This window comes from Aminobacter sp. BE322, from assembly GCF_050433525.1.
GTDB lineage: Bacteria > Pseudomonadota > Alphaproteobacteria > Rhizobiales > Rhizobiaceae > Aminobacter.
In genome coordinates, this window is sequence record NZ_JBNPXB010000021.1 from 1 (window position 1) to 24,294 (window position 24,294).

General features: G+C 65.9%; 23 protein-coding genes. 15 read left to right on the top strand and 8 right to left on the bottom strand.

Going from position 1 to position 24,294, the window contains the following annotated elements; genetic code table 11:
- The 3 genes from J2X50_RS21700 to J2X50_RS21710 form a co-directional block, all read right to left on the bottom strand.
- Positions 1-467, bottom strand: a 467-nt coding sequence (locus J2X50_RS21700; protein WP_429097979.1) for a TIR domain-containing protein, incomplete at its 3' end; no start/stop codon positions are given.
- 9 nt (positions 468-476) lie between these two features.
- Positions 477-1,346, bottom strand: a complete 870-nt coding sequence (locus J2X50_RS21705) for a DUF4231 domain-containing protein (RefSeq protein ID WP_429097980.1) — start codon at positions 1,344-1,346, stop codon at positions 477-479.
- A gap of 37 nt (positions 1,347-1,383) precedes the next feature.
- Positions 1,384-1,917, bottom strand: a complete 534-nt coding sequence (locus tag J2X50_RS21710) for a hypothetical protein (RefSeq protein WP_429097981.1) — start codon at positions 1,915-1,917, stop codon at positions 1,384-1,386.
- Between the two features lie 265 nt (positions 1,918-2,182).
- Between J2X50_RS21710 and J2X50_RS21715 the strand changes: the two genes are divergently transcribed.
- The 15 genes from J2X50_RS21715 (at position 2,183) to trmB (ending at position 18,788) form a co-directional block, all read left to right on the top strand.
- Positions 2,183-2,350, top strand: a complete 168-nt coding sequence (locus J2X50_RS21715) for a hypothetical protein (protein ID WP_429097982.1) — start codon at positions 2,183-2,185, stop codon at positions 2,348-2,350.
- A 789-nt stretch (positions 2,351-3,139) separates the two neighbouring features.
- Positions 3,140-3,523 carry a hypothetical protein gene (locus tag J2X50_RS21720; protein ID WP_429097983.1) on the top strand — a complete coding sequence of 128 codons (384 nt, stop codon included), beginning with the start codon at positions 3,140-3,142 and terminating at the stop codon, positions 3,521-3,523.
- 88 nt (positions 3,524-3,611) lie between these two features.
- Positions 3,612-5,627 (top strand): hydantoinase/oxoprolinase N-terminal domain-containing protein, encoded by a 2,016-nt coding sequence (locus tag J2X50_RS21725; RefSeq protein ID WP_429097984.1) that lies wholly within the window; start codon positions 3,612-3,614, stop codon positions 5,625-5,627.
- Positions 5,628-5,775: 148 nt separating this feature from the next.
- Positions 5,776-7,947: a malate synthase G gene (locus J2X50_RS21730; protein ID WP_429097985.1), complete on the top strand. Its 2,172-nt coding sequence runs from the start codon at positions 5,776-5,778 to the stop codon at positions 7,945-7,947.
- A gap of 293 nt (positions 7,948-8,240) precedes the next feature.
- The gene (gene tsaB / locus J2X50_RS21735) at positions 8,241-8,924 is read left to right on the top strand and encodes a tRNA (adenosine(37)-N6)-threonylcarbamoyltransferase complex dimerization subunit type 1 TsaB (RefSeq protein ID WP_429097986.1); all 684 of its coding nucleotides are present in this window, start codon (positions 8,241-8,243) and stop codon (positions 8,922-8,924) included.
- The gene (rimI, locus tag J2X50_RS21740; RefSeq protein WP_429097987.1) at positions 8,921-9,409 is read left to right on the top strand and encodes a ribosomal protein S18-alanine N-acetyltransferase; all 489 of its coding nucleotides are present in this window, start codon (positions 8,921-8,923) and stop codon (positions 9,407-9,409) included. Before tsaB ends, rimI begins: the two co-directional genes overlap by 4 nt.
- A 36-nt stretch (positions 9,410-9,445) precedes the next feature.
- Positions 9,446-10,246: a lysophospholipid acyltransferase family protein gene (locus tag J2X50_RS21745; RefSeq protein WP_429097988.1), complete on the top strand. Its 801-nt coding sequence runs from the start codon at positions 9,446-9,448 to the stop codon at positions 10,244-10,246.
- Between the two features lie 69 nt (positions 10,247-10,315).
- Complete coding sequence (miaB, locus tag J2X50_RS21750; protein WP_429097989.1) at positions 10,316-11,719, top strand: tRNA (N6-isopentenyl adenosine(37)-C2)-methylthiotransferase MiaB; 1,404 nt, start codon at positions 10,316-10,318, stop codon at positions 11,717-11,719.
- A gap of 71 nt (positions 11,720-11,790) precedes the next feature.
- Complete coding sequence (locus tag J2X50_RS21755) at positions 11,791-12,783, top strand: PhoH family protein (protein ID WP_429098056.1); 993 nt, start codon at positions 11,791-11,793, stop codon at positions 12,781-12,783.
- 14 nt (positions 12,784-12,797) lie between these two features.
- Complete coding sequence (ybeY, locus tag J2X50_RS21760) at positions 12,798-13,304, top strand: rRNA maturation RNase YbeY (RefSeq protein ID WP_429097990.1); 507 nt, start codon at positions 12,798-12,800, stop codon at positions 13,302-13,304.
- 27 nt (positions 13,305-13,331) lie between these two features.
- Positions 13,332-14,399: a hemolysin family protein gene (locus tag J2X50_RS21765; RefSeq protein ID WP_429097991.1), complete on the top strand. Its 1,068-nt coding sequence runs from the start codon at positions 13,332-13,334 to the stop codon at positions 14,397-14,399.
- 84 nt (positions 14,400-14,483) lie between these two features.
- Complete coding sequence (gene lnt / locus J2X50_RS21770; protein WP_429097992.1) at positions 14,484-16,070, top strand: apolipoprotein N-acyltransferase; 1,587 nt, start codon at positions 14,484-14,486, stop codon at positions 16,068-16,070.
- A gap of 139 nt (positions 16,071-16,209) precedes the next feature.
- Entirely contained in the window at positions 16,210-16,629 is a 420-nt protein-coding gene (locus J2X50_RS21775) for a helix-turn-helix domain-containing protein (protein WP_347967358.1), read from the top strand.
- 155 nt (positions 16,630-16,784) lie between these two features.
- Entirely contained in the window at positions 16,785-18,068 is a 1,284-nt protein-coding gene (gene metK / locus J2X50_RS21780; protein WP_429097993.1) for a methionine adenosyltransferase, read from the top strand.
- 18 nt (positions 18,069-18,086) lie between these two features.
- The gene (gene trmB, locus J2X50_RS21785; RefSeq protein WP_429097994.1) at positions 18,087-18,788 is read left to right on the top strand and encodes a tRNA (guanine(46)-N(7))-methyltransferase TrmB; all 702 of its coding nucleotides are present in this window, start codon (positions 18,087-18,089) and stop codon (positions 18,786-18,788) included.
- Between the two features lie 27 nt (positions 18,789-18,815).
- Here trmB and J2X50_RS21790 read toward each other — a convergent pair whose 3' ends face one another.
- The 5 genes from J2X50_RS21790 to dnaA all read right to left on the bottom strand — a co-directional run bounded on the left by J2X50_RS21790 (position 18,816) and on the right by dnaA (position 24,167).
- Positions 18,816-19,295, bottom strand: coding sequence for a GNAT family N-acetyltransferase (locus J2X50_RS21790; protein WP_429097995.1), 480 nt, complete (start codon positions 19,293-19,295; stop codon positions 18,816-18,818).
- A 2-nt stretch (positions 19,296-19,297) separates the two neighbouring features.
- Complete coding sequence (locus tag J2X50_RS21795) at positions 19,298-20,056, bottom strand: molybdopterin-synthase adenylyltransferase MoeB (protein WP_429097996.1); 759 nt, start codon at positions 20,054-20,056, stop codon at positions 19,298-19,300.
- A gap of 63 nt (positions 20,057-20,119) precedes the next feature.
- Positions 20,120-21,256, bottom strand: coding sequence for a DNA replication/repair protein RecF (recF, locus tag J2X50_RS21800; RefSeq protein ID WP_429098057.1), 1,137 nt, complete (start codon positions 21,254-21,256; stop codon positions 20,120-20,122).
- 49 nt (positions 21,257-21,305) lie between these two features.
- Positions 21,306-22,424: a DNA polymerase III subunit beta gene (gene dnaN / locus J2X50_RS21805; RefSeq protein ID WP_429097997.1), complete on the bottom strand. Its 1,119-nt coding sequence runs from the start codon at positions 22,422-22,424 to the stop codon at positions 21,306-21,308.
- A 204-nt stretch (positions 22,425-22,628) separates the two neighbouring features.
- Complete coding sequence (gene dnaA / locus J2X50_RS21810) at positions 22,629-24,167, bottom strand: chromosomal replication initiator protein DnaA (protein WP_429097998.1); 1,539 nt, start codon at positions 24,165-24,167, stop codon at positions 22,629-22,631.
- Positions 24,168-24,294 lie beyond the last annotated feature (127 nt).

Sequence of the window (24,294 nt, forward strand, 5' to 3'; positions counted from 1 at the left end):
AAGCGGATTGACGTCTCCCAGGCCATGATCCTCGTCGCCATGGGCGGCAACCTCCTACGCCGGAATGCCCATCCCTGACTTTCCAAACGGACTCTAACAATGCAGTGCCTGCGAATAATCGGCGGGCAGAGCTTCTCGTCTATGTCTCTGCTGCCGCCAAGATTGACGGCAATGATTGGTAGGTCAAGCTCGATAGCGAGCTCAAGCTCCCAGCGAACATACTTGTAAAGCCATCTGGTTTTGTCGCCAATCAATACGAGGACGCTCGATGCGGCCTGCATCCGCTTCTTAAGATTGCTCTTAACGTATGCCTCGTTCTGGGCCGCTCCGGTCATCGAATCGAGGTCGTGAGCGTCTCTAAAGTCAAATTCAACCCTGTCATTCGCCTTCCAGCCCTTCATGTATCCGTAGGCCCATTTGTCATTGTCGCCATCGAATATTACGTAAGTTGGGGACTTGTAACTCATAACGGAATCCTATGCCTGAAGTTGACGCGCAACCCATTGTGTGTGTTCACGCGAAAATGCGAGTTCGGCTTCATTGACAAAGACAGAGAATTCTTCGTTTGTGTCCGCATCATTGGCGCGATCTTCAATTATACCGATCTCGTGCGCAGTTAGTGAGTACGAGGAAGATAGTTCTGAAAACTTCTTTATTTGCATCCATCCGACAATAGATGATGCAATGACAATAATTGGTTCAGTCGGCACAAAGTTGTCAGGAAATTTTATTCTTAGCAAGACAAGGGATGTTGCCGATACATAAACAAAAATGCAAACAAAGATCCATATGTTCATTGCCTTCTTGTTAAATTTTGCTTTCTTTTTGTACCATTCCCGCTGATCTCTAATACGATCCTCAAGATATATATTTTTCCGTTCATCTAGGTTCTTATTCCGTAACTCGTCCATTTCCTCAGTGATTTGCTTTCCATCAGCGCGAAGTCCGGAAATGCGATTCCCAATATGTTGGTTTGAATTGAATATCGCCTTGAGCATATTTCGAAAATCGGTCCGTGCGTCTTGAGCCTTCGCGTCATCAAAGGGCTCTGCTCTCATCGCATAGCGCCATGTTGACGTCTTAATGGACTCAGCAAGTGCGCGGCACTTGTACCAGTCTTGATCTGGCTTCTGCAGAGTTCTGATAAGCATCGTGATCATGGATACAATAAATACAAGGGCATATAAGATAATAAATGGCGTTTCATCGAATGTTTGAATTGTTAAGACGGCAGCTATAAATAGCAATAAATATTCAAGAATTACCAGGCGTAGGTATTCGCGCTGCGCGTTTCCCGAAGCGACGTCCGCGTCATTGTACAATGCTGGAAATTTAAGTTCCGTCATTGTCTGCCCCATTGCTGTCGAATCGGGATGAATAATCTCATTGCGGCAAAGTCAAAAGCAAGTCGAAAGCGCTTCGATATCCGTACTCTAAAGAAAGGAAGGAATGAAGGCTGAGGCTATCCAGAATCGAGGACATGACCGCAACGTCAAGGCAAGCACTCACTCGCAATATTTCCCTCTTCGTAGAGTAGGGATACAAGGTCACTCGATTGAGCCTGTGCGAAACTCGGAGTACGGTGCTCGCTGTCCCAAACCGCTTCACCCAATTCACCTCCCACGCCTGCCCACCATCCACCGACATCGCCTGTCCCCAGCGCGGGTTTTCCCCGCCCGTCCAGAGAATCCGCACGCGCACTGGCACACCACCCTCGACATCGTCGCCATAAAGCTCGCCGCGACCGTCCCTAAACCGCCCGACCATTGGCGGGAACAGCTGAAAGCTCCTGGTGTCGCTCCAGTAGATCGACCACAGTCCTGTCCTGGGGTCGTAGAGGCGCAGCGCCATGCCGGTGAAGCCGCGCTCGGGCACTTGGTCGAGATTGCCGCCAAAGGTGCCGCCGGGCGCCCGCATCACCTTTTCCACGCGGGAGAAGGCGGAAAACGTCTCCGCGACCCCACCAGCCGCCCGCGCAGGCGTTCATTGGTCACCGCGCCGATCAGGAAATCGAAATCGTCAAAGCCGCTCATGCCGTCCTCTCCGAGAAGTTTCCGGGAGGATAGGCGATGGCTGTTGACAGGCTTCCGTCAGCAGCTGTCAGGAACTGCTTGACCTTGGCAGGGCCTCGGGGTCACCTGCCGCCGCGATTGTGCCACACCTTCCGCCTAACGCCCGCTCCATGAAGTCCGCAGCCATTTTCCTTGCCCTGGCCATCCTGCCCGCCTGCGCTGCCCACGCGCCGGTGCCGCCGGCCCCCGTCGCCGCACCGCAGCCGGTGGTCGAGCCGGTGCCGGACGGGGTCAAGCCGCTCACCGTCGAGCAGGACGAGCAGATTTCGCGAGGCTGAGCGTGGGACGGCCTTTCCACGCCTGCAAATTTTTCTTTTGATGTCGCGATCCTTCCCACCCCCCTCTGGCCTGCCGGCCATCTCCCCCACAAGGGGGGAGATCAGTCGCGTCATCGCCGTGCTATTTCCTGAGGCTTGGGCGGGAATTTCGCTTTCGACATATCCGGTTAAGCGAGGGGGCCATGAAGGCCTGATCTCCCCCCTTGCGGGGGAGATGCCCGGCAGGGCAGAGGGGGGTGCGAAGGATCGCGAGCCCTCCGGATCGGCCTCCGCACGCCCCGCACCCCGTGGAAATCCCGCCGCCTTTCTCCACCCCCTGAAAACATCCCATAGAATCCATCCCGTCCCTCCCGCGGGAACGCCGATCATGACGGTGGTTGTGCGGGGAGGGGCCGGCGCCTCCGGCGACGGGCCAACGTAGCCCGCCGCCCGGGGAGGTTCCGTCCAAGGGTTCCCCTCTGGGCACTACGGCCCGGATGCGCTGGACGATGCGCTAGTGGGGCAGGGGCGAAAGCCCGCGCCCCGGAAGCGGAACGGACGGGAACGGAAATCGCCGGACGGGCGGTCGCGAGACCGCACATAGAACTACCCGAGCGGCCCCGCGACCGCCCGTCTTCCCACCTTTCAATGGCCAGACCGGCAACGGGGCGTGGCGCGGGGGAAGTGCGCGACGCCTTCCCTCCCCCTCGAGGGGAGGGTCGATCCGCATAGCGGATCGGGGTGGGGTCGCCCGAAGCCGCGCGAAAAGGCCCTTCCCCCCTCAACCCACCCAATCCAATGGAGCCCCTCATGAGCGAACACCCGACGGAAAGACCCTGGCACCCTCTCTTCAAGGTCAACACCTTTCCGCGCGATCGAAAATACACCGACGCGCAATGGGCCGCCGTGCTGGCCGACCAGGAGCACGACGCCAAGGTCAAGGGCCTCTATCTCGGCCTGTTCCAGCTGCTCGCCGGCCATCTCGGCTTCCACCGCAAATGCCCGCTGCCGGGCTGCCGGCGGCTGCGGAAATGCGTCGGCCGCCGCGCCGAAAACGACTGGTCCTTCGCCTTCAAGCCGATGATCCCGCCCTGCGTGCCGCTCGATCCCAAGGTGGTCGAGGCGATGCGGGCCGAGATCCGCGCCGAGGTCAGCCGCATCAACGCCGCCGCCAAGGCGCGCGGCGGCGGCTGACCTCGTCGATTGCCGCCGCTGGCCGGTTTCCCTTTGCCGGCCATATCGGCTAAGGCGGGCGGGATTAGCAAAGCCCGGACCGCCCCGAATGACTTCCAGCCACCGCCCGCACCCGCTTTTCCTCGGCATCGACACCGGAGGCACCTACACCGACGCGGTGCTGTGGAGCGAGCAACACGGGGTGGCCGCCAAGGCCAAGTCGCTGACCACCCGCCACGACCTCGCCGAGGGCATTTCGGGCGCGGTCGACGCGGTGCTCGGCAAGGCCCATGTCGACCCCGCCGCCATCAAGCTGGTGTCGATGTCGACCACGCTCGCCACCAACGCGCTGGTCGAGGGCCAGGGCGGCCGCGTGGCGCTGGCGATGATCGGCTTCTCCGAGGCCGATCTCGCCCGCGACGGCTTGAAGACCGCGCTCGGCACCGACCCGCTGGTGCTGTGCGAGGGCGGCCACGACGTCCACGGCAACGCGCGGCCCCTCGACCTCGCGCCGCTCGAAGCCGCGCTGCCGGAACTGGCGAAGTCCGTGTCGGGTTTCGCCGTCTGCGCCTATTTCGCCACCCGCAACCCCGCCCACGAGATCGCCGCGCGCGACCTGATCCGCGAGCGCACCGGCCTGCCCGTCACGACAAGCCACGAGCTGTCGGCCAAACTGGGCGGCCCGCGCCGGGCGCTGACGACGCTGCTCAACGCCCGCCTGATCGCGATGATCGACCGCCTGGTCGCCGCGACAGAAGGCTTCCTGGAGAAACGCAAGATCAACGCCCCGCTGATGGTGGTGCGCGGCGACGGCGCGCTGGTGTCGGCCGAGTTCGCCCGCCAGCGGCCGATCGAGACCATCCTCTCCGGCCCCGCCGCCAGCCTCGTCGGCGCCCGCCACATGACCGGGCTCGACAATGCGGTCGTCTCCGACATCGGCGGCACCACCACGGATGTCGCGGTCCTCGACCACGGCCGCCCGCGGCTCGACCCCGAGGGCGCCACCGTCGGCGGCTTCCGCACCATGGTCGAGGCGGTCGCCATGCGCACCTTCGGGCTCGGCGGCGATTCGGAAGTGACTTTGGAGGACGGCGGGCTGAGGCCGCGGATAAAACTCGGGCCGCGCCGCGTGGTGCCGCTGGCGCTCGCCGGCATGGTCCATGGCGAGGCGGTGACGGGCGAGCTGGAGCGCCAGCTGCGCGCGCCCAATCCCGGTCGCATGGACGGCCGCTTCGCCGTCCGCACCGGCGTGCCGGAGCGGCTCGCGGCCGGCCTGACGCCGCCGGAAGCCAAGCTCTACGAGGCGATCGCAACAACGCCGCTGCCGCTCGACCGGCTGCTGACTTCAAATGCCCAGAACGCCACGCTCAACCGGCTGGTGTCGCGCGGGCTGGTCCATGTCATAGGCTTCACCCCGTCGGACGCGGCGCACACGCTCGGCCGCCAGGCCAACTGGGACGAGGCTGCGGCACGGCTCGGCGCCGAGCTGTTCGCCCGCAAGCGCGACGGCCGCGGCCAGCCGATCGCGGCGACGCCCGAGGCGCTCTGCGAGCGCGTGCTGGCGGCGCTCACCCGCCTGTCGGCGGAAGTGATCCTCGAAACCGCCTTTGCCGAGGACGGGCTCGACGGCGCGGCCACCGTGGCGCACGCGCTGGTGCAGCGCGCGGTCGACGCCCATCCCGGCATCGCCCGCTTCACGGTCGCGCTCGACAGGCCGGTGATCGGGCTCGGCGCCTCGGCGCCGCTGCACTATGCCGGCCTGCCGCAGCTTATCGGCAACGAATGCGTCGTGCCCGAGGATACCGACGTCGCCAACGCGCTGGGCGCGGTGGTCGGCCAGGTCCGGGTCACGGCGGAAGCCCGCGTCAGCCAGCCCAAGGAAGGGCTGTTCCGGTTGGCCGTCGGCGAGCTGCTGCGCGACTTCGCCGATGAGGACGCGGCGATGGCGCTGGCCGAGGCCGAAGTGCGCGAGATCGTTGCGGCCAAGGCGCGCGACGCCGGTACCGACGCCGCCGAGATCGAGGTCGCGACGGACCTCAAGGTCTCGACCGTGGAAGGCCAGCGCATGTTCATCGAGGCGCATGTCGTCGCCACCGCCAGCGGCCGGCCGCGCATTGCCGTTTGAGGGCTGAATTGATTTTCTCTGCACGAGGCGGCGATCAGATTCTGCCATGCAACATTGGGCGAATTGACCCTGCGCGCTTTGCATGTCAAACGCCCCTGAAAAGCTGTTTTCACCGCTCTCGCGGGACTGGACTTCTGGAGCGCATGTTATGACCGAGACCGTCGAGCTGTTTGGCCTTTCGATATCGCGCGAGCTGCGCGATTTCGTCGTTGACGAGGCCATGCCCGGGACCGGAGTGGATGCGGAGAAATTCTGGGAAGGTTTTGCCGCGATCGTGCATGATCTTGCGCCGAAGAACCGGGCGCTCTTGGAAAAGCGCGACGACTTCCAGCTCAAGCTCGATGCCTGGTACCGCAAGCATGGCGCGCCGCATGACATGGCCGCCTATAGGGCGTTCCTGGCCGACATCGGTTATATCGTGCCGGAAGGCCCTGCCTTTGCGGTGACGACCGAGAACGTCGATCCCGAGATCGCCACCGTCGCCGGCCCGCAGCTGGTGGTGCCGGTCATGAACGCGCGTTACGCGCTGAACGCGGCCAACGCCCGCTGGGGTTCGCTCTACGATGCCCTCTACGGCACCGATGCGATCTCCGACGCCGACGGTGCCGAGAAAGGCAAGGGCTACAACCCCAAGCGCGGCGCAAAGGTCATCGCCTGGGCCAAGGCGTTCCTGGACGAGTCTTCGCCTCTGGAAAAGGGCGGCTGGAGCGACGTGACCGGGCTTTCGGTCGAGGGCGGGGCGCTGAAGCTTGCCACCGCTTCCGGCTCGGTGTCGCTGCGCGATGCAAAACAGTTCGCGGGCTATCGTGGCGAGGCCAAGAACCCCGACGCGGTGCTGCTGGTCAAGAACGGCCTGCATGTCGAGGTGGTGGTGAACCGCGACAGCGCCATCGGCAGGACCGATCCTGCCGGCATCGCCGACATGATCGTGGAATCGGCTTTGACCACCATCCAGGACTGCGAAGATTCGGTCGCAGCCGTCGACGCCGAGGACAAGGTTCTAGTCTACCGCAACTGGCTCGGCCTGATGAAGGGCGACCTGTCGGAAACCTTCGACAAGGGCGGCAAGCCGGTCACCCGCAAGCTCAATGCCGACCGTTCCTACACCGGCCCCGACGGCAAGGCTGTCTCGCTGCCCGGCCGCTCGCTGATGCTGGTGCGCAATGTCGGCCACCTGATGACCAATCCCGCGATCCATGACCGCGACGGCCACGAGGTGCCGGAGGGCATCATGGATGCGGCGATCACCGCGCTGATCTCGCTGCACGACGTCGGCAAGAATGGCCGCCGCGCCAACTCCCGCGCCGGATCGATGTATGTGGTCAAGCCGAAGATGCATGGCCCCGAGGAAGTGGCCTTCGCGGTGGAGATCTTCGACCGCGTCGAGCGCCTGGTCGGCATGCCTCGGAAAACCATCAAGATGGGCATCATGGACGAGGAGCGGCGCACCACCGTCAACCTCAGGGAGTGCATTCGCGCCGCCAAGGAACGCGTGGTGTTCATCAACACCGGCTTCCTCGACCGCACCGGCGACGAGATCCACACCTCGATGGAGGCGGGTCCGATGGTGCGCAAGGGCGACATGAAGCAGGCGCCGTGGATCAATGCCTACGAGGCCTGGAACGTCGACACCGGGCTCGAATGCGGCCTGTCGGGCCATGCCCAGATCGGCAAGGGCATGTGGGCGATGCCGGATCTGATGGCGGCGATGCTGGAGCAGAAGATCGCCCATCCGAAGGCCGGCGCCAACACCGCCTGGGTGCCGTCGCCGACGGCGGCGACGCTGCATGCCACCCACTACCACAAGGTCGACGTGCACCAGGTGCAGGCTGAGCTGAAGAGCCGTCCCAAGGCGCGTCTCGACGACATCCTGTCGGTGCCTGTCGTTGTCCGTCCCAACTGGACGCCCGACGAGATCCAGCGCGAGCTCGACAACAACGCGCAAGGCATCCTAGGCTACGTCGTGCGCTGGATCGACCAGGGCGTCGGCTGCTCGAAGGTGCCCGACATCAACGACGTCGGGCTGATGGAAGACCGCGCCACGCTGCGCATCTCCTCCCAGCACATCGCCAACTGGCTGCGCCACGACGTCTGCTCGCACATCCAGGTGATGGATTCGCTTCAGCGCATGGCGGCGATCGTCGACCGCCAGAATGTCGGCGATCCGCTCTACAGGCCGATGGCGCCCGACTTCGACCAGTCCACCGCCTTCCGCGCCGCCTGCGACCTCGTCTTCGAAGGCCGCGCCCAGCCCAACGGCTACACCGAGCCGGTCCTGCACAAGCGCAGGCTGGAGCTGAAGGCGAAGGCGAAAGGCTGAGCATTGCCAACGGAATGCTAGGCAGTCCGTGGTAACCTATTCCGCATGACAGCGTTTCTTCACGCCCCCCTCTGGCCTGCCGGCCATCTCCCCCACAAGGGGGGAGATTGGCAGCTGCAGCCGCCAGCCGTGACCAAAGGGGGGCGGGTTCATTTCAGCAAGAGTGTCTGCCGAGACGCTCGCGCAGGCCTGATCTCCCCCCTTGTGGGGGAGATGCCCGGCCCTTCGACGCGCTCAGGGCCAGAGGGGGGTGTGCAACGCGCAGCCCTCCGACATTCTTCCCGGAGCACGGCATGATCCTGCTCGTCATCGATTGCGCCGCGAGCCTGTGTGCCGCCAGTGTCTACGACGCTGACGCCGATCGCGAGCTGGGCCGCTCCGTCCGCGATCTCGGCAAGGGCCATGCCGAGCACCTGATGGCCGTGATTGACGAGGCGCTTGGTCAGGCCGGCAAGGCATATGCCGATCTCGGCAGGATCGCGGTCTCGACCGGTCCGGGCTCCTTCACCGGCGTGCGGGTCGCCGTTTCGGCCGCGCGCGGCTTCTCGCTGGCGCTGAAGGTGCCGGCGGTCGGCGTCACCACGCTCGAAGCGCTGGCCCGGGAGACGCGCGATGCGCTTGGGCCGCGCAGGGTGTTTGCGGTGCTCGACGCTGGGCGCGAGGAAATCCATGCCGGCCTCTATGACGAGACGGGGGCTGTGCTGCGCGAGCCCGTGGTGCTGAGCCTGACGGACGCCGCTGCCATCGCTGCTTCCGGGCCAATCGCGCTCGTAGGCACCGCAGCGCGCATGGTTGCCGACGCAGCGGCGACCGACAAGCCATTCGAGTTCGGACCGATGCTTGCCACTGCCGATATCGGGACCTATGCGCGCCTTGCCGCCGCCAAGACCCCCGCCGATCGCCCGAAACCCGTCTATCTGAGAGCACCGGACGCCAAGCCGCAGGCCGGCTTCGTGCTGCCGAGGGAACAGAAATGAAATTGCCTTTCTGGCCGCGGCGGCGCGACTATGCGCTCGAGGCCCTGACGATCGAGGACAGTGCCGCCATCGCCCCCCTGCACCGCGAGGACTTCGTGCGCCCCTGGTCGGGCGAGGAGTTTTCGGCGCTGCTCGAACAGGACACGGTGTTCGGTTTTGCCGTCCGCGAGATCGGCCATGGCGCGGAAGCACCGGCCGGCTTCGTGCTGGCCCGGCTCGCAGCCGGCGAGGCGGAGATCCTGACCATCGCCGTATCCCGCAGCCACCGCCGGCACGGGCTCGGCTGGCGGCTGATGGACGCCGTGCTGCGCGAACTGCACGGCCAGCGCGCCGAGGCGCTGTTCCTCGAGGTCGACGAGACCAATGCCGCGGCGATCGGCCTCTACCGCAAGTTCGGCTTCCACGAGGTCGGCAAGCGCCCGAACTATTACCAGTCGGCGCAAGGCGCGACCGGCGCGCTTGTCATGCGGCTCGATCTTCGCTAGCCAGATGCCCGGTCAATCGAGGGTGTCAGGCGCTACATGATCGGAAAGATCCGCACAGGGCTGGCGCTGGCATGGATGGTCGCGGCCTCGCTGGTTCTGGTGCCGCTGCAGGTCATCTCGATGAAGACCGGCTTGTGGCCGGAAACCGTCATCCTCAAGATCTGGCACCGCGCCATGCTATGGGCGCTCGGCATGCGCGTTCGCGTCGTCGGCGAGATGGTCAAGACCCGGCCGCTGATGATCGCCTCCAACCATATCTCGTGGACCGACATCATGGCGCTCGGGTCGCGGTTCGACGTGACCTTCATCGCCAAGTCGGAGCTGAATGGCTGGCCGGTTTTCGGCTTCCTGTCGCGGCTGCAGCGCACCGTGTTCATCGAGCGCGAGCGCAAGCGCAAGTCGGGCGACCAGGCGAGCGAGATCGCCCGGCGACTGGCGGCCGGCGACGCCATGGTGCTGTTCGCCGAGGGCAGCACCGGCGACGGCAACCTGCTCCTGCCGTTCAAGAGCACGCTGTTCGGCGCGGCCTCGATGGCGATCGCCGAGGGGGCTGCCGAGCATGTCGTCATCCAGCCGGTGTCGATCGCCTACACCCGTATCCACGGCCTGCCGCTGGGCCGCCAGCACCGCCCGATCGCCAGCTGGATCGGCGACATGGACCTGGTGCCGCATGTCGGCCAGCTCTTGGCCGAAGGTGGGCTCGACGTCGAGATCCGCTTCGGCGAGCCGATCGATTTTTCGGCCAGGTCGAGCCGCAAGGAGGCGACGCGGCTGATGGAGGAGCGGGTGCGCACGATGATGCTGCAGTCGCTCGCCGAGCCGCATCCGGCGCGCTAGCCAGGCCGGCCGGACGCGCGGGCCATCATCGTCTGTTTTTTGCCGCTGAAATGGTCTAATAGCCGCCAAATGGAACTCGACGATATCTCTGAAATCATGCCGGCGGGCGATGCCGCCGCGGCAGGCACCGGTGCGGCCAGGAAGGTCTTCATCAAGACCTATGGCTGCCAGATGAACGTCTACGACTCGCAGCGCATGAACGATGCGCTCGCCGCGGAAGGCTATGCGGCGACCGAGACCATCGAGGATGCCGATCTCGTGCTGCTCAACACCTGCCACATCAGGGAAAAGGCGGCCGAGAAGGTCTATTCGCAGCTCGGCCGGCTGGGCAAGCTGAAGGCCGAGCGCGCCGAAAACGGGCGCGAGCTGATCGTCGGCGTGACCGGCTGTGTCGCCCAGGCGGAGGGGCGCGAAATCCTGCGCCGGGCTTCGGCGGTCGACCTCGTGGTCGGCCCGCAGACCTATCACCGCTTGCCCGAGGTGGTGAAGAAGGCGCGCGGCGGCCAGAAGGTGGTCGAGACCGAATATGCGCTCGAGGACAAGTTCGAGCACCTGCCGCAGCCCCGCAAGGCCGAAGTCGCCAGGCGTGGCGTCACCGCCTTCCTGACCGTCCAGGAGGGCTGCGACAAGTTCTGCACCTTCTGCGTGGTGCCCTACACGCGCGGCTCGGAAGTGTCGCGTTCGGTCGCCCAGATCGTCACCGAGGCCGAGCGCCTGGCCGAGGCCGGCGTGCGCGAGGTGACGCTGCTCGGCCAGAACGTCAATGCCTGGCACGGCGAAGGCCCCGACGGCAGCGAATGGGGGCTCGGCCGGCTGCTCTATCGGCTGGCCGAAATCCCGGGCCTCGCGCGGCTGCGCTACACCACCAGCCATCCGCGCGACATGGACGACGAGTTGATCTCGGCGCACCGCGACCTCGCAGCACTGATGCCCTATCTGCACCTGCCGGTGCAGTCGGGTTCCGACCGCATCCTCAAGGCGATGAACCGCAAGCATACGGCGGCCGATTATCTCAGGCTGATCGACCGCATCCGCGCGGCGCGCCCGGATATCGCCATGTCCGGCGACTTCATCGTCGGCTTCCCCGGAGAGACCGACGCGGACTTCGAGGCGACGCTTGCGATCATCCGCGCCACCAACTACGCCTCGGCCTACTCGTTCAAATATTCGCCGCGTCCCGGTACGCCGGGCGCCGAGATGGGCGGCCACGTCGAGGAAAAGGTCAAGGACGAGCGGCTGCAGCGCCTGCAGGCGCTGATCACCGAGCAGCAGCACGCCTTTGCCGCCGGGCTGGTCGGCAGGACCATGTCGACGCTGATCGAGAAGCCCGGCCGCGAGCCCGGCCAGGTCGTCGGCCGTTCGCCCTGGCTGCAGCCGGTGATTGTTGATGAAAAGGCCGGCGAAATCGGTGACATTGTTGAAGTGCGAATCACGAAGACGGGCACCAACAGCCTGTTCGCCGAGGTGGCCTGAGGTGCCCGGCAGATGAGGAGAGACGGTTGAGCGCTGCTGAACTCAAGAACCTGCCCTCCGGGGCGTCTGACATGGCGCACATCGTACTGACCTTCGACAACAACAAGCTTGCCAGTGCGCTTTACGGCCAGTTCGACGAGAACCTAGCGCGGCTCGAGCAGAAGCTCGGCGTCGACATCCGCTCGCGTGGCAACCAGCTGACCATCAAGGGCAGCGCCACCGCCGCCGAACAGGCGCGGCGGGCGCTCGATCACCTCTATGGGATCCTGCAGAAGGGCGGCGAGGTGGCGCAATCCGATGTCGACGGGGCCGTCCGCATGGCCGTGGCGCCCGACGACCAGCTCACCCTGCCGACGCTCGAGCGCAAGGGCAAGATGGCCGCCGCCCAGATCTCGACGCGCAAGCGCACCATCTATGCCCGCTCGCTCAACCAGGACGCCTACATGCGTGCCCTGGAACGTTCCGAGCTCGTCTTCGGCATCGGCCCGGCCGGCACCGGCAAGACCTATCTGGCGGTGGCGCATGCCGCCATGCTGCTCGAGCGCGGCATGGTCGAGCGCATCATCCTGTCGCGGCCCGCGGTGGAAGCGGGCGAGCGCCTCGGCTTCCTGCCCGGCGACATGAAGGAGAAGGTCGACCCCTATCTCAGGCCGCTCTACGACGCGCTCTACGACATGATGCCGGCCGACAAGGTCGAACGCGCGATTGCCGCCGAGGTGATCGAGATCGCGCCGCTGGCCTTTATGCGCGGCCGCACGCTGGCGCATTCCGCCGTCATCCTCGACGAGGCGCAGAACACCACCTCGATGCAGATGAAGATGTTCCTCACCCGCCTGGGCGAGAACTCGCGCATGATCGTCACCGGCGACCCGTCGCAGATCGACCTGCCGCCCAACACCAAGTCGGGCCTGGTCGAGGCGCTGCGCATCCTCGACGGCGTGCCGGGGGCCGTGACGGTGCGCTTCAACGACACCGACGTGGTCCGCCACCCGCTGGTCGCCGAGATCGTCAGGGCCTACGACCGCGACGGCAAGATGGCGCGCGGCCTCGCCGGCGAAGACTGATCGGAACCATCGGGATGTCCAGCATTCAACTGCCCGCCGCCGCGGGCGTCGAACTCGACATCGACCTGATGGTCGAGGCGGGGGCGTGGCCTGATGAGCGCGCGCTCCGCGCGCTGGTCGAGCGCGCCGTGCCCGCAGCACTCACCGAAGCGGAGGCAGAAGCGGCGGAAGGCGTCGAGCTCAGCCTCGTCTTCACCGACGACGCGGCGATCCAGAGGCTCAACGCCGAGTGGCGCGGCAAGGACAAGCCGACCAACGTGCTGTCGTTTCCGGCGTTTCCGGTCGCGCCGGGCGACCCGCTGCCGCCGATGCTCGGCGATATCGTGCTCGCCAGTGAGACCGTGGCGCGCGAAGCGGCGGAAGAGGACAAGCCGCTCGAAAACCACATCACCCACCTCATAATCCACGGACTCCTGCATCTTTTGGGGTATGATCACGAGACCGACGAGGAAGCCGAGGAGATGGAAGCGCTGGAGCGCCGGGCGCTCGCCAGGCTTGCCATTCCCGATCCCTACGCGTAACAGGGACGAACAATCGACCGGAAGACGATGAACGAGAAACCTGAGATTGCCGCCTCTCCCGAGCCGGGGCCCGCGGCAAGAGCCTCCGAACAGGCCGAAGACGGGCCTAGTACGAGCACCGCGCCGCATTCGGCGCATGAACCGCAGGCCGAGCGGCCGTCCTTCATCGAGCGGCTGACAAGGCTGTTCCGGCACCGCAACGGCAGCAACATCCGCGAGGAGATCGCCGACGCGCTGGCCGACACGGCGAGCGGCGCCGAATCCTTCTCGCCCGGCGAGCGCGCCATGCTCAACAACATCCTGAGGCTCCGCGAGGTGCGGGTCGAGGATGTGATGGTGCCCAGGGCCGACATCGAGGCGATCGAACTCAACACCAAGCTTGGCGAAGTGCTCGGCGTCTTCGAGCAGTCGGGCCATTCGCGCATGCCGGTCTATGTCGAGACCCTCGACGACCCGCGCGGCATGGTCCACATCCGCGACATCCTCGCCCACATCACTCGCGGCGCCCGCGTCAAGAAGGGCAGGTCGCGCAAGGCCCAGGCCGCCGATGCGCAGCTCGATCTCGCCCAGGTCGACCTCAACCGCAGCATCGGCGAGCTCAACCTCATCCGCACGGTGCTGTTCGTGCCGCCGTCGATGCTCGCCTCCGACCTCATGCAACGCATGCAGGCGACGCGCACGCAGATGGCGCTGGTCATCGACGAATATGGCGGCACCGACGGCCTGGTCTCGCTCGAGGACATCGTCGAGATGGTGGTCGGCGACATCGAGGACGAACACGACGACGACGAGCCTATGATCACCCAGGCCGGCGACGGCGTCTATGTGGTCGACGGCAAGGCCGAGATCGAGGAAGTGGCCAAGGTGCTCGGCGAGGAATTCTCGCCCGGCGAGCACGCCGAATATGTCGACACGATCGGCGGACTGATCTTCAATGCGCTCGGGCGGGTGCCCGCCCGCGGCGAGGTGGTGCAGGCGATCCCCGGCTTCGAGTTCCACGTGCTCGACGCCGACCCGCGCCGGGTCAAGCGCGTCCGTATCGTCCATGTCCAGAAGGGCGAGCGCCGCCGCCGCGCCAAGGTCGAGCAGGCGTAGTGCCCCCTGCGGCGCCGCGTCCCCTATGGCGCCGCATTTTCCTGCTGCTACATCTTCGTTCCAATTGCTGCTGAGGGGGGACGAATGGTGCGCTTTGCGGGACGGATAATTCTGCTTTCTGGTTGGAGGAGAAACCTGACGGCGTTCCTGGCGGGCGCCGTCGCGGTGCTGGCGCAGGCGCCGTACGACTTTTTCTTCGCCGGGTTCCTCTCCTTTCCCATCCTGGTGTGGCTGATCGACGGCGCGGTCGCCGACACGCCGGCAGGTGCCTTGCGCCGTCTCAGGCCGGCATTCGCGACGGGCTGGTGGTTCGGCTTCGGCTATTTCCTCGCCGGGCTGTGGTGGATCGGCGGCGCCCTTCTGGTGGAAGCCGAGAGCTTTGCCTGGGCGCTGCCCTTCGCCGTCGTCGGCATTCCGCTGATCCTGTCGTTCTTCTATGGCTTTGCCACGGCCATCGCGCGGCTGTTCTGGAGTGCCGGCATCGGCCGGGTCGTGGCGCTTGCCTTCGCCTTCGGCCTGATGGAGTGGCTGCGGACCTTCGTCTTCACCGGCTTCCCGTGGATTCCCGTAGGCTTCGGCGCCATGCCCATTCCGCTGCTGATGCAGAGCGTGTCGGTGGTGGGCACGACGGGCATGAACGTGCTGGCCGTCTTCGTCTTCGCCATGCCGGCGCTGCTGGCCGACGGCCGCAACCTGAAGCTCGGCGCGGCGCTTGCGGTGCTGCTGGCAGCCGCGCATGCCGGCTACGGCTATCTGCGACTGTCGGCTCCGGCAGCGCCAGCCGGCCGTACGCTCGACGTCCGCATCGTCCAGCCCAACATCGACCTGTCGGAAAAATGGGACGGCCGCGTCCGCGAGCGCATCTTCTCCGATCTGCTCAAGCTTTCGAGCGAGGCGCCGAAGGCCGGCGCCAACAAGCCGCAGCTGATCGTCTGGCCGGAGACCTCGGTGCCGTTCCTGTTCTCCGAACGCCCCGACGGACTGGTCGCCATCGGCGAGATGCTGGGCGAGGGCCAGATGCTGATGGCGGGCACCGTGCGCGCCGAGGACGGCCCGGGCGGGGAGACGCTCTATTACAATTCGGTCGCCAACATCAACGACAAGGGCGAGATCGTCGGCGCCGTCGACAAGGTGCATCTCGTGCCGTTCGGCGAATACATACCCTTCGCCGATCTGATGGCGCGTGTCGGGCTGACGCAACTGGTTGCCGGACCGATGAATTTCGAAGCCGGCACGAGCCGTCGCCCGTTCGATCTGCCCGGTGGCCTCAAGGCGGCGGCCTACATTTGTTACGAAATAATCTTTCCCGAGCTCGTCGCTGTTGACGCAGCGTCAACGCAGATTATTGTAAATGTTACAAACGACGCATGGTTTGGCGACACGCCCGGCCCATACCAGCATTTCCGGCAGTCGCAGATCCGTGCCGTGGAAAATGGAATGCCGGTCCTGCGCGCGGCCAACACAGGGATTTCCGGCATTGTCGATCCGTTCGGGCGAGCTGTGGATGCACTTGCGATGAATACTCGCGGCATCATCGATTTCTCGCTTCCGGTGGACGCGTCGAGCGCCGCGCCGTCGCAACCGTGGCGTGTTAACGGTTTCCTGATCATGTTGGGGTTTGCCGTTGCGGCAGGCGGCCTGAAGCTGAGGCAGAGGCTCAGGGCGAATTGACACTGTGGTTGTTAGAAACTCATATGCTGTCGCGCGGCTTCAGGCCGTTCCGGTCGGCATCGGTATCCGAAAGATCAACCGGCCCTGAAACGGGCATCTGCCCAATAATAATGCTGGAATAATCCGGCGAGGAAAGACAGTGGAAAAAGAAAACAAGAAAAAACCAAACCCTACCGACGTTCACGTCGGTGGACGAATTCGCCTGCGACGCAATATGTTAGGAATGAGCCAAGAGAAGCTGGGCGAAAGCCTGGGAATTACCTTCCAGCAGATCCAGAAGTATGAAAAAGGCACGAATCGAGTAGGAGCAAGCCGCCTCCAGGCCATAGCTTCGATCCTCGGCGTGCCGGTCGCATTCTTCTTCGAGGATGCCCCTGGCCAGGAAGGCACCGAGCACAGGGGGCTGGCCGAGGATGCATCCACCAGCTTCGTGGTCGATTTCCTTTCGAGCGCCGAGGGCCTCCAGCTCAACCGTGCCTTTGCCCGCATTTCCAACCCGAAAGTCCGGCGCAAGGTCATCGAACTGGCCAAGGTCCTGGCCGACGACGACGAGCAGTGACACCGTGCGGCGGCGATGCGCCGTCGCAACGCATTTGCAACAACCTGCCTTACGTGGCGAAAAGCCTGCTTGACGAGTTCCGGCAGGCTTCGCTAACACATGGCCGCGCCAAAAGGTCGGCATCGCGCCGGCCGCTTTCCAAGAGGGGACATCCCGTGTCGCGGCAGAACTATCTCTTCACGTCCGAATCCGTATCCGAAGGTCACCCCGACAAGGTGTGCGACCGCATTTCCGACGAGATCGTCGATCTCGTTTACCGAGAAGCCAAGAAGACTGGCATGGATCCGTGGAAGGTCCGCGTCGCCTGCGAAACGCTCGCGACGACCAACCGCGTCGTGATCGCCGGCGAGGTTCGCGTGCCCGACACGCTGCTCAAGAAGGACAAGAACGGCGAGATCGTCAAGGACGCCGCCGGCCACCCGGTCGTCAATCCGTCCAAGTTCAAGGCCGTGGCCCGCAAGGCCATCCGCGCCATCGGCTACGAGCAGGCCGGCTTCCACTGGAAGACCGCCAAGATCGACGTGCTGCTGCACGGCCAGTCGCCCGACATCGGCCAGGGCGTCGATAACGCCGCCGACCGCCAGGGCGAAGAAGGCGCGGGCGACCAGGGCATCATGTTCGGCTATGCTTGCCGCGAGACGCCGGACCTGATGCCGGCGCCGATCTACTACAGCCACAAGATCCTCGAGCTGCTCGCCGCCGCCCGTCATGAGGGCAAGGGCGACGCCGGCAAGCTCGGCCCGGACGCCAAGAGCCAGGTCACCGTGCGCTACCGCGACGGCAAGGCCCATGACGTCACCCAGATCGTGCTGTCGACACAGCATCTCGACGACAGCTGGGATTCGGCCAAGGTGCGCAAGGTGGTCGAGCCCTACATCCGCGAGGCACTCGGCGACCTCGAGATCGCCAAGGACTGCAACTGGTACATCAACCCGACCGGCAAGTTCGTGATCGGCGGCCCCGACGGCGACGCAGGCCTCACCGGCCGCAAGATCATCGTCGACACCTACGGCGGTGCGGCTCCGCACGGCGGCGGCGCTTTCTCGGGCAAGGACACCACCAAGGTCGACCGCTCGGCCGCCTATGCGGCGCGCTACCTCGCCAAGAACGTGGTTGCCGCCAGGCTCGCCGACCGCTGCACCATCCAGCTCTCCTACGCCATCGGCGTGGCCCAGCCGCTGTCGGTCTATGTCGACCTGCACGGCACCGGCAAGGTGTCGGAGGCAGCGATCGAGGAAGCCCTGCGCGAGGTCATGGACCTGTCGCCGTCGGGCATCCGCCGCCACCTCGACCTCAACAAGCCGATCTACGCCAAGACATCGTCCTACGGCCATTTCGGCCGCAAGGCCGGCCGCGACGGATCCTTCTCCTGGGAGAAGACCGATCTGGTCAAGGCGATCAAGGACGCCGTCGCAAGCAAGGAAGCTGTCGCCGCCTGAGGCGACCGGCGTTTGTCGATGGAACAGGAACCGCGCCGCAGCCGCACGAGCGAAGCCTTCTTCGGCCGGCGGCGCGGGAAACCTGTCCGCCCGCACCAGGCGGCCGCCCTTGAAAAGGGGCTCGCCCGCTTCGGCCTCGACCTCGCAACGCCGGCCCCCGCCGACCTGACCACGCTGTTCGAGGCGCCGGTCACCAAGGTCCGGCTCGAGATCGGTTTCGGCGCCGGCGAGCACCTTCGCCACATCGCCGCCAGCACGCCCGACGCCGGCTTCATCGGCGTCGAGCCCTTCGTCAATGGCATGGCCAAGATGACGGCGGCGCTCGACGAGCACCTCCAGCTCAACATCCGCCTCTACGACGAAGACGCCACGCAGCTGCTCGACTGGCTGCCGGAGGCGTCGCTCGACGGCATCGACCTGTTCTACCCCGATCCCTGGCCGAAGAAGAAGCACTGGAAGCGGCGCTTCGTCAGCCCGGCCAATCTCGACCGCTTCGCCCGCGTGCTGAAGCGCGGCGGAAAATTCCGCTTCGCCTCCGACATCGACACCTATGTCAACTGGACGCTGTTGCACTGCCGCGCCCATCCGGGCTTCGGTTGGCAGGCGGCCGACGCCCAGGACTGGCACAGGCCCTATGACGGCTGGACCCGCACCCGCTACGAGGCCAAGGCCATCCGCGAGAACCGCGTGCCGGCCTACCTGACCTTCGTCAGGGTATAGGCTGCTATCTCGCTGCGAGGCCGAGGCTCAGGCGAGACGCTTGCGCAGCGTGAGCGAGGTCGGCCGGTCGTAGCCTTCATGCGCCGTGCGCTCGACCTCGACGAAGCCGAGCCGGGCGAAGGTGGCGTGGTTGGCCACGAGTTCGATTCGCGCCTGAAGTTCGAGCACCGGCTTGCCGTGCTCGATGGCGTGGCGCTCGGCCGCCTGCATCAGCCCCCGGCCGAGGCCCGCGCCGCGCGCGCGCTCGTCGACGGCGAGCTTGCCGACATAGAAGGCGTCGGTCCGTTCGGCGACGAAGATGCAGCCGGCGAGGCGGCCGTCGGCAGTGGCGATGAAGCAGGTTTCTTGCCCCGCCTTCCGGCGCAGGCCCTCGGGCGTGAGCTTGTGCGCCGAGGACGGCGGGTCGATGACCCCGTCCATGTAGGCGAAGCAGCGCCTGATGAGGCCGAGCAACTCGTCCCAGGCCGAAAAGTCCTCGGGGAGGCGGGAAATGGTCACGTCGGCCATGCTCAGGACGCCTTGTAGCGCACCGTGTCGAAGCGGGCGCCGAGCGCATCGTAGAGCAGCAGGCGGCCGACCAGCGGCTCGCCGATGCCGGTGATGAGCTTGATCGCCTCCATCGCCTGCAGCGTGCCCATCACGCCGGTCAGCGCGCCGAGCACGCCGGCCACCGCGCAGGAGGGCACCAGGCCCGGCGGCGGCGGCTCGGGGAAAAGGTCGCGATAGGAAGGGTTGCGGCGGCCGTCGGGGGCGGTCTCGAACGGCTTCAGCACGGTGATCGAGCCGTCGAAGCGGCCGACCGCGGCATGCACCAGCGGCCGCTCGCGGGCGGCACAGGCATCCGCCACCGCATAGCGCGTCTCGAAATTGTCGGAGCCGTCGATGACGAGGTCATAGGCGGAAACGAGTTCGCCGGCATTGGCCTCGGTCAGGCGCAGCTGGTGCAGTTCGACCGCCACATGCGGATTGATGCGCGCGACGGCGGCGGCGGCGCTCTCGGCCTTGGAGAGGCCCACAGACTGGGTGTCGTGGATCACCTGCCGCTGCAGGTTGGAGAGCGAGACGTGGTCGTCGTCGACGATGCCGAGCGTGCCGACGCCGGCGGCGGCCAGATATTCGAGCACCGGCGCGCCGAGCCCGCCGGCGCCGATCACCAGCACGCGGGCGCGCTTCAGCTTCTGCTGGCCCGGGCCGCCGATCTCCGGCAGCACGATGTGGCGCGCGTAGCGTTCGAGTTCTTCGGGGGAGAGGGGGGCGGCCTGGTTCATGGCCGGGAGCATATAGGCGCGGACCGGGCTTGTCAGGCTGTCTTGCGGCGCTGCACTGCAGCCTCAGAGATCGGTAGGCCGCACGCTGCCGTGGTCGACGGTCAGGAACTGAGCCTTGCCGGCGAGGCTCGAAAACAGTGCCGGTTCGGTGCCGGTCATGAAGGCCTGGCAGTTGAGGTCTTCGAGGATGGCGAAAAGTGCTGCCCGCCGGCCGGCGTCGAGATGGGCGGCGATCTCGTCGAGCAGCAGGATGGGGGAGGCGCCGGCCATCTCACCGGTCAGGCGCGCGTGCGAGACGACGATGCCGACCAGCAGCGCCTTCTGCTCGCCGGTCGAGCAGAGCTCGGCCGGCATCGCCTTCGGCCGGTGGCGGACCACGAGGTCGGAGCGGTGCGGGCCCTCCAGCGTGCGGCCGGCGGCCCGGTCGCGCTCGCGGCCGTCGGCGAGCGCCTGGCGGAAGCGCTCCTCCAGTTCCACCGCCGGCATCTGGCCGATGTTCTGTTCCAGCGTGCCGGAAAGCGCGAGGTCTGCCTGCGGGAAGGGGCCGGTCTCCGGCAGCTTGCCGATCATGGCCGTCAACAGCCGCACCATCTCGACGCGGGCAGCGGCGATCGCTGCCCCTGTCTCGGCCATCTGGGTCTCGATCGCCTCGAACCAGCTGCGGTCGCGGCGGTCCTCGGCGAGCAGGCGGTTGCGGCTGCGCATCGCCTTCTCGTAGTCGAGCGCGCGCTGGCCGTGCGCCGGGTCGATCGCCAGCACCAGCCGGTCGAGGAAGCGGCGCCGATCACCGGCGGGGCCGGTGAACAGGGAGTCCATCGATGGCGTCAGCCAGACGATGCGCAGCCATTCGAGCATCTCGTCGGCGGACTTGGCGGTGGCGCCATTGATGCGCACGCGCCGGCCGGCTTCACCCGCGGTCTCGGGCGCGGTGCCGGTGCCGATCTCGACGTCGCCCAGCGGACTCTCGATCGCCGCATGCACGGCAAAGGCGCCGGAACTGCCCTCGCGGGCGACGTCGGTGTAGGGCGCGCGGCGCAGGCCGCGCCCCGGGGTCAGGAAGGATATCGCCTCGAGCAGGTTGGTCTTGCCCGCGCCGTTCTCGCCGGTGAACACCACCGCGCCCGGCCTGAGGTCGAGCGAGAGCGAGCCGTAGTTGCGGAAGTCCGTCAGCACAAGCTTGCGGATATGCGTCGAGGGGATGCGTTTCCGCGTCTCCCCCGTTTCGAGGTCCTGCACGGGCGTTTGCGCGCTACACGCGCATCGGCATCAGCACGTAGAGAGCGTTCTCGTCGGCTGTGTCGTGGATGAGCGTGGGCGACCCGGCATCCGCCAGCATGAAGCGCGCCTCGCTGCCTGAAAGCTGGGCGGCGACGTCGAGCAGGTACTTGGCGTTGAAGCCGATCTCGATGGGATCCGAGGAGTAGTCGGCGGCGAGTTCTTCCGTCGCACTGCCCGAATCGGGGTTGTTGACCGCGAGCGTCACCTGGCCGTCGGCGATGGAGAGCTTCACTGCCCGGCCACGCTCGGACGAGATGGTGGAGACGCGGTCGACGGCGGCAGCGAAGCTCTGGCGGTCGATGGTCAGCTTCTTGTCGTTGCCGCTCGGGATGACGCGCTGGTAGTCCGGGAAGGTGCCGTCGATCAGCTTCGAGGTCAGGATCACGCTGCCGATGGTCAGGCGGATCTTGGTGTCGGACAGCTCGGTGGTCACCGCCACGTCGGGGGCGTCGAGCAGCTTCTGAATCTCGCTGACCGTCTTGCGCGGCATGATGATGCCCGGCATGCCCTCGGAGCCCGCCGGCGCCTCGACCTCGGCGCGGGCGAGGCGGTGGCCGTCGGTGGCGACCGCGCGCAGCATCAGCTTGCCGGCGCTTTCCAGCGTGTGCAGGAAGATGCCGTTGAGATAGTAGCGCGTCTCCTCGGTCGAGATGGCGAACTGGGTCTTGTCGATCAGGCCCTTGAGCGCCTGGGCGTCGAGCCGGAATATGTGCGAGAAGGAGCCGGCCGAAAGCTCGGGGAAGTCGGACTGCGGCAGGCACTGCAGCCGGAAGCTCGAGCGGCCCGAGATCACCGACATGGCGTTGCCGTCCTCGTCGGTCTTGAGCATCACCTCGGCGCCGTCGGGCAGCTTGCGCACGATGTCGTAGAGCAGATGCGCGGGCACGGTGGTGGCACCCGCACGCTCGACATTGGCTGGGGTGGCTTCCGAGACCTCGAGGTCGAGGTCGGTCGCCTTCATCTCGAGGCTCGCGCCGTCCGCCTGCAACAGCACGTTGGACAGGATCGGGATCGTGTTCCGCCGTTCGACCACGCGGTGCACGTGGTTCAGCGACTTCAAGAGGTTGGAGCGTTCCAGGATAACACGCATGACGAAACAGGCTCGCTTATTTGAAGGTGCGGGCTCGCGGGCTCGAACTGCGCCCGGGGAAAGCCCGCAACACGATCGGAATTCTGCCGAGTCTGACAGTAAAATCCCCGGAAAGGCAAGCCCGCGCAGCCTTTTGGGGCGGTGGCGCGGGCGCTGTTGGGGATAAGTCCCGGGCAGGGGCGGCCGCGCCGCCCCGGCAAGGGATCAGGCCTGGTCGTTGATCAGCCGCCTCAGCAGCTCGAGCTCCTGCGCCAGCGTGTTGTCGCCGCCCGACAGGTCCTCGATCTTGCGCACGGCGTGCAGCACCGTGGTGTGGTCGCGGCCGCCGAAACGCCGGCCGATCTCGGGCAGCGAGCGCGGCGTCATGACCTTGGAGAGGTACATGGCGACCTGGCGCGGCTTGACGATGGTGCGGGTGCGGCGGTTCGACAGAAGTTCCGTCTTCGACACGTTGTAGTGGCGGGCGACGATGCGCTGGATGTCTTCGATGCGGACGCGCTTGGGCTCGCCGGTGCGGTAGATGTGGCCGAGGATCTCGTCGATGCGCTCGATCGACAGCTGCGGCTCGAAGGACTGGCGGAAGACCAGCTGGTTGAAGGCGCCCTCGAGCTCGCGGCCGCTGCCGGTCACGGTGCGCGCGACATGCGCCAGCACGTCCTCGCCGATGTTGAGGTTCGGATCCTCGGCCTTCGCGCCGGCATAGCGCAGCTGGATCATGCCCAGGCGCATGGCCAGATCGGGTGCCGACATCTCCAGCGCCACGCCGCCGTTGAGGCGCGAGCGGACGCGCGGCTCGAGCGATTCCAGCTCCGCCGGCGGACGGTCGGCCGCGACCACCACCTGCTTGGCGCTGTCGAGCAGCATGTTGATGAGATGGCAGAACTCGTGCTGGATCGACTTGCCCTGCAGGAACTGCATGTCGTCGATGATCAGGAGGTCGATGTCGCGCAGCTGCTCCTTCAGCGTCAGCGCGTTGTTGTCGCGGATGGCGGTGGCGAAGCGCCACATGAAGTATTCGGCGGTCAGGTAGACGACGCGCGACTTCGGATTCTGGCGCAGCGACTCGGCCGCGATCGCCTGCAGGAGGTGGGTCTTGCCGAGGCCGACGGTGGCGTGGAGGAACAGCGGGTTGAAGCGCGAGTTCGATTCCGCCACCGCGCGGGCCGCAGCGAGCGCCACCCGGTTCGACGGGCCCTCGACGAAGGACTGGAAGGTGTAGCGTGGGTCGAGCGGCGAGCCCAGCACGCTCTGCTTGAACTCAGGCTCCGCCGCGCCGCTGCGGACAGGGGCGGGGCGCTCGACGCGGCCGGCGGCCACGGTACTGGTGGCAAGCGCGCTCTGGGCCTGGCGCACCGGCTTGTTGCGCAGGGCGGCCGCATCGCCTTCGGTGGCGGGACGCGCCGCACGCGTCGTCGCGGTGCGGATGATGACCTCGAGCTTCAACAACTCGGGCTCTTCCTGGCGCCAGAGCTCGGAAATCAGATCGAGATAGTGGCTGTTGATCCAGGAGCGCAGAAAGGCGGTCGGCACCGAAAGGCGCACGACGCCCTTGGAGGCTTCCGCCAGCTTCATGCGGCCGAACCAGCTCGAGAAGACTTCGCTGCCCAGGCGAGCCTGGAGCTGCGTCTTGACCCTGTCAAAGATCTTCTCCGCGGCGCTGACGGCTGTCACTCCATTGCCCTCGATCAGCTCGCCGGTAAAAAGAAAGCCCGCTTTTGCTTCGCTTTCGATGCCGCTTTGCATATTTACGATCCCTAACCTTCGGTCCTCGTTGCCCATGCGGGGGTGCGCCGCTCGCACCTCCACCGGAAAGTTCTTCTGGGAAGCAGGCCGCTATCGGCCGAGCCCCAATCGTGCCTCCCCAGGGCCT